Origin of the sequence: Pseudomonas sp. JR33AA (assembly GCF_021378985.1) — a bacterium.
GTDB lineage: Bacteria > Pseudomonadota > Gammaproteobacteria > Pseudomonadales > Pseudomonadaceae > Aquipseudomonas > Aquipseudomonas alloputida.
This window is the reverse complement of sequence record NZ_JAJSAW010000017.1, coordinates 60,237-73,401: the sequence shown is the minus strand read 5'-3', so window position 1 is coordinate 73,401 and position 13,165 is coordinate 60,237. Positions and strand designations below refer to the sequence as shown.

General features: G+C 61.7%; 12 protein-coding genes. 7 read left to right on the top strand and 5 right to left on the bottom strand.

Annotated features, from left to right (window positions below; genetic code table 11):
• Positions 1-12: 12 nt before the first annotated feature.
• Both lldD and LVS58_RS21415 read right to left on the bottom strand, forming a co-directional pair.
• Positions 13-1,158 (bottom strand): FMN-dependent L-lactate dehydrogenase LldD, encoded by a 1,146-nt coding sequence (gene lldD, locus LVS58_RS21420; protein ID WP_233692708.1) that lies wholly within the window; start codon positions 1,156-1,158, stop codon positions 13-15.
• A 62-nt stretch (positions 1,159-1,220) separates the two neighbouring features.
• Positions 1,221-2,891: a lactate permease LctP family transporter gene (locus LVS58_RS21415; RefSeq protein ID WP_233692707.1), complete on the bottom strand. Its 1,671-nt coding sequence runs from the start codon at positions 2,889-2,891 to the stop codon at positions 1,221-1,223.
• A gap of 256 nt (positions 2,892-3,147) precedes the next feature.
• Between LVS58_RS21415 and LVS58_RS21410 the strand changes: the two genes are divergently transcribed.
• Complete coding sequence (locus LVS58_RS21410; RefSeq protein ID WP_010955371.1) at positions 3,148-3,915, top strand: FCD domain-containing protein; 768 nt, start codon at positions 3,148-3,150, stop codon at positions 3,913-3,915.
• Positions 3,916-4,078: 163 nt separating this feature from the next.
• Here the strand turns inward: LVS58_RS21410 and smpB are convergent, their stop codons facing one another.
• On the bottom strand, positions 4,079-4,561 hold the full coding sequence (smpB, locus tag LVS58_RS21405) for an SsrA-binding protein SmpB (RefSeq protein ID WP_233692706.1): 483 nt from the start codon (positions 4,559-4,561) through the stop codon (positions 4,079-4,081).
• Positions 4,562-4,724: 163 nt separating this feature from the next.
• Here smpB and LVS58_RS21400 point away from each other — a divergent pair, with 163 nt between their 5' ends.
• Entirely contained in the window at positions 4,725-5,159 is a 435-nt protein-coding gene (locus tag LVS58_RS21400) for a type II toxin-antitoxin system RatA family toxin (RefSeq protein WP_003249916.1), read from the top strand.
• Between the two features lie 62 nt (positions 5,160-5,221).
• Here the strand turns inward: LVS58_RS21400 and LVS58_RS21395 are convergent, their stop codons facing one another.
• Positions 5,222-5,758 (bottom strand): outer membrane protein assembly factor BamE, encoded by a 537-nt coding sequence (locus LVS58_RS21395; protein WP_233692705.1) that lies wholly within the window; start codon positions 5,756-5,758, stop codon positions 5,222-5,224.
• 97 nt (positions 5,759-5,855) lie between these two features.
• On the opposite strand from LVS58_RS21395, the gene fur reads away from it, so the two are divergent.
• Positions 5,856-6,260 carry a ferric iron uptake transcriptional regulator gene (gene fur, locus LVS58_RS21390; protein WP_233692704.1) on the top strand — a complete coding sequence of 135 codons (405 nt, stop codon included), beginning with the start codon at positions 5,856-5,858 and terminating at the stop codon, positions 6,258-6,260.
• A gap of 109 nt (positions 6,261-6,369) precedes the next feature.
• Here fur and recN read toward each other — a convergent pair whose 3' ends face one another.
• Positions 6,370-8,043, bottom strand: a complete 1,674-nt coding sequence (gene recN, locus LVS58_RS21385) for a DNA repair protein RecN (protein WP_233692703.1) — start codon at positions 8,041-8,043, stop codon at positions 6,370-6,372.
• Between the two features lie 192 nt (positions 8,044-8,235).
• On the opposite strand from recN, the gene grpE reads away from it, so the two are divergent.
• The 4 genes from grpE to dapB all read left to right on the top strand — a co-directional run bounded on the left by grpE (position 8,236) and on the right by dapB (position 12,959).
• The gene (gene grpE / locus LVS58_RS21380) at positions 8,236-8,793 is read left to right on the top strand and encodes a nucleotide exchange factor GrpE (protein ID WP_233692702.1); all 558 of its coding nucleotides are present in this window, start codon (positions 8,236-8,238) and stop codon (positions 8,791-8,793) included.
• A 101-nt stretch (positions 8,794-8,894) separates the two neighbouring features.
• Positions 8,895-10,820, top strand: coding sequence for a molecular chaperone DnaK (gene dnaK / locus LVS58_RS21375; protein ID WP_010955366.1), 1,926 nt, complete (start codon positions 8,895-8,897; stop codon positions 10,818-10,820).
• A 197-nt stretch (positions 10,821-11,017) separates the two neighbouring features.
• The gene (dnaJ, locus tag LVS58_RS21370; protein ID WP_003249931.1) at positions 11,018-12,142 is read left to right on the top strand and encodes a molecular chaperone DnaJ; all 1,125 of its coding nucleotides are present in this window, start codon (positions 11,018-11,020) and stop codon (positions 12,140-12,142) included.
• A gap of 13 nt (positions 12,143-12,155) precedes the next feature.
• Complete coding sequence (gene dapB, locus LVS58_RS21365) at positions 12,156-12,959, top strand: 4-hydroxy-tetrahydrodipicolinate reductase (RefSeq protein ID WP_233692701.1); 804 nt, start codon at positions 12,156-12,158, stop codon at positions 12,957-12,959.
• Positions 12,960-13,165 lie beyond the last annotated feature (206 nt).

Here is a 13,165-nt window from a genome sequence, read left to right as displayed (position 1 = left end):
TCTTGCAGGCGTTCAGGCGCCCAGTTCGCGTACCAGCGAGTCGCGGGTGATCTCGCTGATCGACTTGGCACCGGTCAGCACCATGGCCACGCGCATTTCCTTTTCGAACAGCTCAAGCAGGTTTTTCACGCCGGCCTGGCCATGCACGGCAAGGGCGTAGAGGAAGGCGCGGCCGATCAGTACGGTGTCGGCACCCAGGGCGATCATGCGCACCACGTCCAGGCCACTGCGAATGCCCGAATCGGCCAGAATCTTCAGGTCGCCTTTGACCGCGTCGGCAATCGCCGGCAGGGCACGGGCGCTGGACAGCACGCCGTCGAGCTGGCGGCCGCCGTGGTTGGACACCACGATACCGTCGGCACCGAACTTGACCGCATCGCGGGCGTCATCGGCATCGAGAATGCCCTTGATGATCATCGGGCCGTCCCAGAACTCGCGGATCCACTCCAGGTCTTTCCAGGAAATGGACGGGTCGAAGTTGTTGCCCAGCCAGCCGATGTAGTCGGCAAGGCCGGTGGGGTTGCCACGGTATTTGGAGATGTTGCCCAGGTCATGCGGGCGGCCCATCACGCCCACATCCCATGCCCACTCGGGGTGGGTCATGGCTTGCAGCACGCGGCGCAGCGGGCCGTTCCTGCCGCTCATGCCCGAGTGGGCGTCGCGGTAGCGGGCGCCGGGTACGGGCATGTCCACGGTAAACACCAGGGTCTTGACGCCGGCGGCCTTTGCCCGCTCCAGGGCGTTACGCATGAAGCCGCGGTCCTTGAGCACATACAGCTGGAACCACATCGGCCGGTTGATGGCAGGCGCCACTTCTTCGATCGGGCACACCGACACGGTAGACATCGTGAACGGGATGCCGTGGGCCGCCGCTGCACGCGCCGCCTGCACTTCGCCACGGCGGGCGTACATGCCGGTGAGGCCGACCGGGGCCAGGGCCACCGGCATGCTCAGGGTTTCGTCGAACAGCTTGGTTTCCAGGCTGAGCTCGGACATGTTGTTCAGCACGCGCTGGCGCAGGGCGATGCCGGCCAGGTCCGACACGTTGTGGCGCAGGGTGTGCTCGGCGTAGGCGCCGCCGTCGGCATAGTGGAACAGGAAGGGGGGCAGCTTGCGTTGGGCCGCGGCGCGATAGTCGGTAGAGGCAGAAATGATCATGGATTCTCGCAGCGTTGCTTGTGGGAGTGCCGAGCGCGCGACGGCGCCCGGCCCCTTTCACTTTAGTGATGAACCAGCATGCCGGTCAGCCAGTAAGCCTGGATCAGGGTGATCAGGCCGACGATGGTGGCGAAGAACAGGCTGTGCTTGACGGTGAAGCGGAACAGGTCGGATTCCTTGCCGACCAGGCCGGTAGCGGCGCAGGCCACGGCGATCGATTGCGGCGAGATCATCTTGCCGGTTACACCGCCGCTGGTGTTGGCTGCCACCAGCAGGGTGTCGTTGACCCCGATCTGGTGCGCAGTGGTGGCCTGCAGCGAGCTGAACAGGGCGTTGGACGAGGTGTCCGAGCCGGTCAGGAACACGCCCAGCCAGCCGAGGAACGGCGAGAAGAACGGGAACGCGGCGCCGGTACCGGCCAGCACCAGGGCCATGGTCGAGGACATGCCCGAGTAGTTGGTGACGAAGGCAAAGGCCAACACCATGCCGATCGACAGAATCGGCCAGCGCAGTTCCCAGAAGGTTTCCTTGAAAGTGGTAAGACCAGTTTTTAAGTTGATCTTCAGCACCGCCATCGAGATCAGCGCCGAGAGGAAGATCGCGGTGCCGGTGGCGGAGATTGGGTCAAGCTTGAACACCGCTGGCATGGCGGTCGGCGCGGCAACGATCGGTGCGGTCTTGATCACCAGTTGGTCGAGGTGTGGGATGGCGAAGTTGAACACGAAGTTGTACATCGCGCCGCCCGGAGCGAAAGCCGCCTTGAACGGTTTCAGGGTCCAGATGGTGACCAGCACGGTGAGGATCAGGAACGGCGACCAGGCCTTGAAGATCTCGCCAAAGCTGTACGGGCTAGGCTGGCTGCCGCTTGGCTGCACAACGGCTGCGCCGACACTGCCTTTGGCCTCGCTGAACGCACGCTTGGGCTGCCAGACTTTCAGGAACAGGGTGAGGCAGATCAGGCTGGCCAGTGCCGAGGTGATGTCTGGCAGTTCCGGGCCGATGAAGTTCGAGGTGAAGTACTGGGTGACGGCAAAGCTCAGGCCGGCGACCAGGGCGGCAGGCCAGGTTTCCTTCACGCCACGCAGGCCATCCATCATGAACACCAGCCAGAACGGCACGAACAGCGACAGCAGCGGCAGCTGGCGGCCGGTCATGGCGCCGATGTGGAAGGCGTCGATACCGGTGACCTGGCCGGCCACGATGATCGGGATGCCCAAGGCGCCGAAGGCCACTGGCGCGGTGTTGGCGATCAGGCACAGGCCGGCAGCGTACAGCGGGTTGAAGCCCAGGCCCACCAGCAGTGCAGCAGTGATGGCCACCGGTGCGCCAAAGCCTGCCGCACCTTCGAGGAAGGCGCCGAAGCAGAAGCCGATCAACAGCACTTGCAGGCGCTGGTCGTCGGTAATCGACAGCACCGAGCTGCGGATCACTTCGAACTGGCCGCTCTTGACCGTGAGTTTGTACAGGAACACCGCGGCAACGATGATCCAGGCAATTGGCCAGAGGCCATAGAGGAAACCGTAACCCGCGGCGGCGAGGGCCATGTCGACAGGCATCTGGAAGGCGAAGATCGCCACCAGGATCGACAGCGCGAGGGTGATGCTGCCCGCTACGTGGCCCTTGAGGCGGAACACGGCGAGGGCCAGGAAGAAGAATACGATAGGGATGACCGCCGCCAGTGCGGACAGGCCAAGACTACCAAGCGGGCTATAGAGTTGTTGCCAGGTTTGCATATGGGGTGGCCCCTAATTGTTGTTGGTCAGGCACTGGCATTGGATAATTGGTAAGACCAATTTACAATGTCTGGGCGCTAGGTTAAAAGCGCTGCCGTGGGTGTGTCAATTTGTCCCGTGCAAAACTTTGGTCGCGTACCGATGAGCGGGCATCTGATGTGCTGGGAAAATCGCGGCTTGATGGGTGTTTGCGTGGCCTGGATCGGCGAGAATAGGCACCCCCAGGCATTTGCCCGGGGTTTGTGGAGAGCATGTGATGGTTTTTGATCAGGTACGCCAACGGCGCCTGTCCGACGACATTGTCGATCGGCTGGAAGGGATGATTCTGGAAGGCACGCTGACCTCGGGGCAGCGGCTGCCGGCCGAGCGCGTCCTTGCCGAGCAGTTTGGTGTGTCCCGCCCGTCACTGCGTGAGGCGATCCAGAAGCTGGTGGCCAAGGGGCTGCTGGTCAGCCGTCAGGGCGGGGGCAATTTTGTGGCGGAGTCGTTGGGGTCCACCTTCAGCGACCCGTTGCTGCAGTTGCTTGAGCACAGTGCCGAAGCGCAGCGCGACCTGCTCGAGTTCCGCCATACCCTGGAGGCGTCCTGCGCCTATTACGCTGCCCAGCGTGCCACCGAGCCGGACCGGGCACGGTTGAAGGCGGCTTTCGATGCGCTGCAGGACTGCTATGCCAGGGTCGATGAGGTGACCCGTGCGGAGGAGGGCGCGGCTGATGCGCGCTTCCACCTGGCGATCGCCGAGGCCAGCCATAACGCGGTGTTGCTGCACACCATTCGGGGGTTGTTCGACCTGCTGAAGCGCAACGTGGTGACCAACATCGGGGGCATGTACCAGCAGCGCACCGAAACCCGGGACATGCTGATCAGTCAGCACCGGGAGCTGTACCTGGCGATTGTCGAGGGCAGGGCGGAGGATGCGCGAGAGGTGTCCAGCCGGCACATTTTGTATGTGCAGGAGGTGCTGCATGAGGCGCACGAAGAAGCGCAGCGGGTGGCGCGGGCAGAGCGGCGCAGCGGGCGCTGAGAGCACGCTCTTTGTGCAGTAACGCGGGGCCTGTGGGAGCGGGCTTGCGTCGCGAAAGGGTCGCAGAGCGGCCCCAGGATCGGCGTCGATGCACAGATTGCCGGGGCTGCTTTGCAGCCCTTTCGCGACACAAGGCCGCTCCCACAGCGGCCAGGCAGGCTGGTTACTCTTCCTTGCCCTTGCTCCGCACAGCCCGCTGCAGCTCGCGGTTGGAATCGCGTTCGCGCATGGTGTCGCGCTTGTCGAATTCCTTCTTGCCCTTGCCCAGTGCAATTTCGCACTTGATCAGGTGCTTGCTCCAGTACAGCGCCAAAGCCACACAGGTGTAGCCTTTTTGCGCCACGGCCGCTTCCACGCGCTCGAGCTCGCGCTTGTTCAGCAGCAGCTTGCGGGTGCGTGTGGGGTCGGCGATGACGTGGGTGCTGGCCGTGGTCAGCGGGGTGATGTGGCTGCCGAACAGCCAGGCCTCACCGTCCTTGAGCAGCACGTAGCTGTCAGTCAGGTGCGCCTTGCCGGCTCGCAGGCTTTTTACTTCCCAGCCGGACAGGACCAGCCCGGCCTCGAACTTGTGTTCGATGAAGTAATCGTGTCGCGCTTTCTTGTTTTGCGCGATGGTCCCGGTCGGATGTTTTTTTTGCTTAGCCATAGGGGCGGCATTATAGGCAAGTCCGCGCGTCGTCCGCTATGGGATTTCGGTGTGCTTGAGCCACTGGAATGAATACCGGACAATACAAACCCTGTCATACGCACAGAACCTGTTTTCGGCACGCTGCGAAGCGCCGCCACCCAGCCTTGGAAGTGACGCCTGGATGACTACCCATATTCAACGCTCCGCCCTGCTGCCATACCCCGCCCAGGCGCTTTACGATCTGGTCAACGATGTGGCCAGCTACCCTGAGTTTCTGCCGTGGTGCTCGGCCTCGACGGTGATCGAAACCAGCGATACACACATGCGTGCCAAGCTCGAAGTGGCCAAGGGTGGCATGAGCCAGCACTTCGTTACGCGTAACGTGCTGGTGCCGGGGCAGTCCATCGAGATGAACCTCGAAGAAGGGCCATTCACCCAGCTGCATGGTGTTTGGGTGTTCAAGCCGCTGGGTGAAAAAGCCTGCAAGATCAGCCTGGACCTGTCCTTCGATTACGCCGGGCCGATTGTGCGTGCCACGTTGGGCCCGCTGTTCAATCAGGCTGCCAACACGTTGGTCGATGCGTTCTGCCAGCGTGCCAAGCAATTGAATGCCTGACTGAACAAGCGACAATAAAAAGCCCGGAACACGTCCGGGCTTTTTTGCATGTGCTGTCCCGCTTAGCGGGTTTCCAGCGGTGCCGGGGTCGGGACCGGGGTGGCCTCGATGGTGTCGATCTCGCGCTGGATGGACTCTTCGGTCGAACCGGGCTTGGCCGGTTTTTCTTCAGGTTGCGCTGCCGGCTGTTTGGTCTGGCCTGGCTCGGTGGCCGGGCTGACGGTGGTGTCGCTGCTGCCGCCAAGGATTTCCTGATCGCGGCTTACGCCTGGCATGAAGTCGCCAGACAGGCTGACCAGTTGATCGCTCTCGTTGAAGAATACACTCATGCGCTCTTGCTGACGCTTACCGCCACCAGGCTGCAGGCTGTACAGGTAATCCCAGCGATTGGTGTTGAAAGTGTCCTGAATCAGCGGGTTGCCCATGATAAACCTTACTTGCCGGCGGGTCATTCCGGGGCGTAATTGGTCTATCATGTCTTGCGTGACGACATTGCCCTGCTGGATGTCGATTTTGTAAACCCCGGGAAACGAGCAACCGGCGAGTGCGAGCAGTCCCACTAGGGTGAGGCTGGTTAGCAAGAGCTTGGTGTTTTGCATCGGTGGGCGACTTCCACTATCTTGGCTGGACAACGTAAACCCCGATCATACCCGTATTAAGAGAAGCTGCGAAGCAGCATCGGCGAGAAAGCTGACCATGGTTGAAAATAGCGAATTGCGCAAAGCCGGTCTCAAGGTGACCCTGCCTCGAGTCAAGATCCTTCAGATGCTCGACTCTGCCGAGCAGCGTCACATGAGTGCAGAGGATGTCTACAAGGCGCTGATGGAGGCTGGCGAGGATGTAGGCCTGGCCACTGTCTATCGCGTGCTGACCCAGTTCGAGGCGGCAGGTCTGGTGGTTCGCCACAACTTCGACGGCGGTCATGCAGTGTTCGAGCTGGCCGATGGCGGTCACCACGACCATATGGTGAACGTGGATACCAGTGAAGTCATCGAATTCATGGACGCCGAGATCGAGAAGCGCCAGCGCGAAATCGTGGCCGAGCATGGCTTCGAGCTGGTGGACCACAATCTGGTCCTGTATGTGCGTAAGAAGAAGTAACGATTTTTCGTTATGGATAGTAAAGGCGACCTTCGGGTCGCCTTTGTTCTTTATGGGCGGGCTGAAAGCGTGCGAGATTCCTGTGGGAGCGGCCTTAGCCTGGTAGGGGTCAGGCCTTGCCGCTCACCACCATCTTGCGTGCATGGGCCAGGGATTCCTTGGTCAGGTCGATGCCGCCCAGCATCCGTGCCACTTCTTCCACGCGCTCACGTTTGCCAAGGCTAGCCACGGCGGTGTGGGTGGTGTCGCTGTTGCGCACCTTATGCACGAACAAATGGTGATGCCCCTGCGCCGCCACCTGCGGCAGGTGGGTCACGGTCAGTACCTGGCCGCGCTCGCCCAGGCGCCGCAGCAGTTGGCCGACGATTTCTGCCGTTGGCCCGCCAATACCCACGTCGACTTCGTCGAACACCAGGGTAGGAATGCGCGAGGTCTGCGCGGTAATGACCTGGATCGCCAGGCTGATGCGTGACAGTTCACCACCCGACGCCACCTTCGCCAGGCCCTTGAGCGGCTGGCCAGGGTTGGCACTGACCAGCAGTTCGATCTGCTCCAGGCCATGGGGTGACAGTTCGGCGCCTTCGTTCGCTGTCAGTTCGATGCAGAAGCGCCCGCCAGGCATGCCCAGGCGCTGGATTTCCTGCTCCACAGCGCTTGCCAGCTGCTGCGCTGCTTGATGGCGCAGGGCGCTGAGTTCGCGTGCCTTCTCTTTATAGTGCTGGGCGTAGGCGGCAAGCTCTTCGCCCAGCCGCTCGATCGACTCGTCACTGGCGTTAAGGCCCTCCAGCTCCTCCATCAGTTGCTGTTGCAGGTGGGGCAGTTCGGTGGGGTGCACCCGGTGCTTGCGCGCCAGTGTGTAGATGGTGTCCAGGCGCTCTTCCAGGGCTTGCAGGCGCATCGGGTCGGCGTCGAAGTTGTCGAGGAAGCGGTTGAGTTCGCCCACGGCTTCCTCGACCTGGATCTGCGCGCTGGCGATCAGGTTGGCCGCTTCGCTCAGTGCCTTGGGTGAGTGGGTGGCGGCACCCAGGCGGTTGAGGCTGGTGGTGAGGGCGCTGAGCACATTGCCCGAGTCGCTCTCGCTGCACTGGTCGATGACCTGGCGGCAGATGCCGAACAGGGCCTCGGCGCTGGTCAGGTTCTTGTGTTCCTGTTCCAGTTGCTCCAGTTCGTGCTCGCCGAGGCCGAGGTTGTCCAGTTCTTCCAGCTGGTAGCTGAGCAACTGGTGGCGGGCGCGCTGCTCGTCGCCCGAGTTGGACAGGCGCTCCAGCTCCAGGCGGGTCTGGTTCCAGCGCTTGGCTGCAAGCTGTACCTGGCGGGCCAGGTCGACGGCACCGGCATACTCGTCAAGCAGGCGGCGGTGGGTGTCGGTCTTGAGCAGGGACTGGTGCTCGTGCTGGCTGTGGATATCGATCAGCAGTTCGCCCAGCGCCTTGAGGTCGCCGAGCGGGCAGGGCGTGCCGTTGATGTAGCCACGGCTGCGGCCTTCGGCGGTGATTACCCGGCGCAAGATGCACAGGCCTTCGTTGTTCAGGTCGCGCTCGGCCAGCCAGGTATGCGCTTCGGGGATGTCCACCAGGTCGAAGGTGGCCAGGATGTCTGCCTTGTCGGTGCCGGGGCGCACCACGCCGCTGTCGGCGCGGTCGCCCAGGGCAAGGCCGAGGGCGTCGAGCATGATCGATTTGCCGGCACCGGTCTCGCCGGTGATGACGGACATGCCACGGGCGATTTCGAGGTCGAGGTGCTCGACGATGGCGTAGTTGTGAATGGACAGGTGCACCAGCATGGGGGCGGCTCCCGGAAATCAGGTCTGGTTATTTATACAGTACTTTTTTCAGGCCTGCCAATGCCCCTTCGCAGATTCTGTTGCAGCCCTGAAAACCACCTTGCCCCTTGAACCTGGTTTTTCCGGCCCCATATAGCCGACATCCAAGGCGAGCCTGGCTCGCAGTCCACAAAATTGCGCAGGAGAGACCCCATGGCTGATGAGCAGCTGAACGAGAAAGACCTTAACGTGGAAGAAACCGGTGCAGGCAATGCAGCTGATACCCGTGTTCTGGAGCTCGAGGAACAGCTGGCCGCAGCCAAGGACCAGGCGCTGCGTGCAGTTGCCGACCTGCAGAACGTACGCCGTCGTGCCGAGCAGGATGTGGAGAAAGCCCACAAGTTCGCCCTGGAGAAGTTCTCCAGCGACTTGCTGCCGGTGATCGACAGCCTGGAACTGGCCCTGGCTCACTCCAGTGCCGACGATGAGCACGTCAAGCAGATCCGCGAAGGTGTCGAGCTGACCCTGAAGATGTTCCAGGACACCCTCAAGCGCTACAACCTCGAAGCGGTCGACCCGCACGGCCAGCCGTTCAACCCTGAGCATCATCAGGCCATGGCCATGCAGGAAAACGCCGAGGTCGAGCCAAACAGCGTGCTGAACGTGTTCCAGAAGGGTTACCTGCTGAACGGCCGCCTGCTGCGCCCCGCCATGGTGGTGGTCAGCAAGGCGCCGAGCGCGGCGCAACCCTCGATCGACGAAAAGGCTTGAAATCCTTCGGGGCATCCCCATCTAGGTGTCAAGCCTTCAAGTATTACCGCAGTTGGCCAAAGTAGTCGCTGCTAACAAATTCAAGTTTCGGGAGAGTTAACATGGGCAAAATCATCGGTATCGACCTGGGGACCACCAACTCGTGCGTCTCCATTCTGGAAAACGGTAACGTCAAAGTCATCGAAAACGCCGAGGGTGCGCGTACTACCCCTTCGATCGTGGCCTACGCCAACGATGGCGAAATCCTGGTTGGCCAGTCGGCCAAGCGCCAGGCTGTCACCAACCCGCACAACACCCTGTTCGCAGTGAAGCGCCTGATTGGCCGCCGCTTCGAAGAAGATGTCGTGCAAAAAGACATCAAGCTGGTGCCGTACAAGATCGTCAAGGCGAACAACGGTGACGCCTGGGTCGAGGCTGCTGGCAAGGAAATGGCTCCGCCGCAGATCAGCGCCGAAGTCCTGAAGAAAATGAAGAAGACCGCCGAAGACTACCTCGGTGAGCCTGTCACCGAAGCGGTCATCACCGTTCCGGCCTACTTCAACGACAGCCAGCGTCAGGCTACCAAAGACGCCGGCCGCATCGCTGGCCTGGACGTAAAACGCATCATCAACGAGCCGACGGCCGCTGCACTGGCGTATGGCATGGACAAGGCCAAGGGCGACCACACCGTCATCGTTTATGACCTGGGTGGTGGTACCTTCGACGTATCGGTCATCGAAATCGCCGAAGTCGACGGTGAGCACCAGTTTGAAGTACTGGCTACCAACGGCGACACCTTCCTGGGTGGCGAAGACTTCGACATGCGCCTGATCGACTACCTTGTCGACGAGTTCAAGAAAGAGTCGGGCATGGACCTGAAGAACGATCCTCTGGCCCTGCAGCGCCTGAAAGAAGCCGCAGAAAAAGCCAAGATCGAGCTGTCGTCCGCTCAGTCGACCGACGTCAACCTGCCGTACATCACTGCAGATGCCACCGGTCCCAAGCACTTGAACGTGAAGATCTCCCGCGCCAAGCTGGAGTCGCTGGTCGAAGACCTGGTCAAGCGCACCATCGAGCCTTGCCGCATCGCCCTGAAAGACGCCGGCATCGACGCCAGCAAGATCGACGACGTGATCCTGGTCGGCGGTCAGACCCGCATGCCGCTGGTGCAGAAGGAAGTGGCCGACTTCTTCGGTAAAGAAGCGCGCAAGGACGTGAACCCGGACGAAGCGGTTGCCATGGGCGCTGCCATCCAGGGTGCGGTACTGGCCGGTGACGTGAAAGACGTACTGCTGCTGGACGTCAGCCCGCTGACCCTGGGTATCGAAACCATGGGCGGCGTGATGACCGCGCTGATCGAGAAGAACACCACCATCCCGACCAAGAAGTCGCAGGTGTTCTCGACTGCCGACGACAACCAGAGCGCCGTGACCATTCACGTGCTGCAGGGTGAGCGTAAGCAGGCTGCGCAGAACAAGTCGCTGGGCAAGTTCGACCTGGCTGACATTCCGCCAGCACCGCGTGGCGTGCCGCAAATCGAAGTAACCTTCGACATCGACGCCAACGGCATCCTGCACGTAGGTGCGAAAGACAAGGCCACCGGCAAGACTCAGTCGATCGTGATCAAGGCCAACTCCGGCCTGTCGGACGAAGAGATCGAGCGCATGGTGCGTGACGCCGAGGCCAACGCCGAGGAAGACCGCAAGTTCGAAGAGCTGGCTGCTGCCCGTAACCAGGGTGACGCGCTGGTACACTCGACCCGCAAGATGGTCGCTGACGCAGGTGACAAGGTTACCGCTGAAGAGAAAACCGCCATCGAGGCCGCCGTTGTTGCCCTGGAAGCCGCTGTCAAAGGCGACGACAAGGCTGCCATCGACGCCAAGGTTGAAGAGCTGTCCAAGGTCTCTGCCCCGGTTGCCCAGAAGATGTACGCCGAGCAGTCGGCTGAACAGCCTCAGGGTGGCGCGCAGCAGGCCGAGCCGGAAGCCAAGCACGATGACGTGGTTGACGCCGAGTTCGAAGAAGTGAAAGACAACAACAAGCAGTAATCCCTGCATGTTGTCGGCCGGTTCACCGTCGTTTGCCGGTGAGCTGGTAGGATGTCGCCGCGCGGGGGCTTGCTCCCGCGTTGGCGTATCTGGAATTCGAGAATTTTTACAGCATCTGTCAGCGGCCCTTGAGGGCCGCAGGCGGGTACTGATGGCGTGGCGCAGATGCCACACGCCCAACAAGGTGCAAATGACCTATGTCCAAGCGTGATTATTATGAGGTCCTGGGTGTCGAGCGCGGCGCCACTGAAGCGGACCTCAAGAAGGCTTACCGCCGTTTGGCGATGAAATATCACCCGGACCGCAACCCGGGCGATAAAGAATCGGAAGACAAGTTCAAGGAGGCCAACGAGGCCTACGAAGTGCTGTCGGACGCTAGCAAGCGTGCGGCCTTCGACCAGTATGGCCATGCCGGTGTCGACCCAAGCATGGGTGGCGGTGGTGCCGGCTTTGGTGGTGCCAACTTCTCCGACATCTTCGGCGATGTGTTCAGCGACTTCTTTGGCGGCGGCCGCGGTGGTGGTCGAGGCGGTGCCCAGCGCGGCAGCGACCTGCGCTACACCCTGGAGCTGAACCTGGAAGAAGCGGTGCGTGGCACCACGGTCAGCATCCGCGTGCCCACCCTGGTCAACTGCCAGCCTTGCGACGGTTCCGGTGCCAAGAAGGGCTCTACCCCGTCGACCTGCCCGACCTGCGGCGGCATCGGCCAGGTGCGCATGCAGCAGGGCTTCTTCTCGGTGCAGCAGACCTGCCCGCGTTGCCATGGCCAAGGCAAGATCATTACCGACCCGTGCACTTCGTGCCATGGTGAAGGTCGTGTCGAGGAATACAAGACGCTGTCGGTCAAGGTGCCGGCAGGTGTCGATACCGGCGACCGCATCCGTCTTTCGGGTGAGGGCGAGGCCGGTACGCATGGTGGCCCAACTGGCGACCTGTATGTGGTGATCAGCGTGCGTGAGCACGAAATCTTCCAGCGCGATGGCAAGCACCTGTACTGTGAGGTGCCGATCAGCTACACCGATGCTGCCCTGGGTGGCGAGCTGGAAGTGCCGACCCTGGATGGTCGCGTGAAGCTGAAGATTCCGGAAGGCACCCAGACCGGTAAGCAGTTCCGTCTGCGTGGCAAGGGTGTTGCGCCGGTGCGTGGGGGTGGTGCGGGTGACCTGCTGTGCCGTGTGGCCGTGGAAACCCCGGTCAATCTCAGTCGCCGTCAGCGCGAGCTGCTCGAAGAGCTGCGTGATTCGCTGGAAGGCGACAGCTCCCACTCGCCCAAGGCCAGCGGCTGGTTCGATGGTGTGAAGCGCTTCTTCGGCGATCTCTGACAAGGAACAGGCTATGCGACGTATTGCAGTGATGGGCGCGGCGGGGCGGATGGGCAAAACCCTCATCGAAGCCGTGCAACAAACCTCGGGCGCGGGGCTGACTGCGGCGATCGATCGCCCTGACAGCTCGTTGGTCGGGGCTGATGCCGGAGAGCTGGCGGCACTTGGCCGAATTGGCGTGCTGTTGTCCGACGACCTGGCCAAGGTTGCCGACGAGTTCGATGTGCTGATCGACTTCACTCACCCTTCGGTGACCCTGAAAAACCTGGCGTTCTGCCGCAAGCACGGCAAGGCGATGATCATCGGCACCACCGGTTTTACAGTCGAAGAGAAGCAGTTGTTGGCTGAGGCTGGCAAGGACATTCCAATCGTGTTCGCCGCCAACTTCAGCGTGGGCGTCAACCTCAGCCTCAAGCTGCTGGATATGGCTGCGCGGGTGCTGGGCGATGAGGTCGATATCGAAATCATCGAGGCGCACCACCGGCACAAGGTCGATGCGCCATCGGGGACTGCACTGCGCATGGGTGAAGTGGTTGCCAATGCGCTGGGCCGTGATCTGCAGGAAGTGGCTGTGTATGGCCGTGAAGGGCAGACCGGTGCGCGTGATCGCAAGACCATCGGTTTCGCTACCGTGCGTGCCGGCGATGTGGTGGGCGATCACACCGTGTTGTTCGCTGCCGAAGGCGAGCGCCTGGAAATCACCCACAAGGCCTCCAGCCGCATGACCTTCGCCAAGGGGGCCGTGCGTGCGGCGTTGTGGCTGGATGGGCGCGAACCTGGGCTGTATGACATGCAGGATGTGCTCGAGCTGCGTTAAGTCGTTCGAGTGGCGTAGGCTTCTTCGCGGGCAAGCCCGCAAAGAAGCCGCCGCCGATGTCAGTCTGTCGCATTGATGTGTTTTAGAGACACATCTGCGGTAGACCGAAAACACACTTTTCTGTAAGCTACAGCTTTAGTGTGTCCACTAAAAGCGCGCAGCGAATTGAATTCAGCACATGAAAGCGGGGTGACGTGTCCATACGT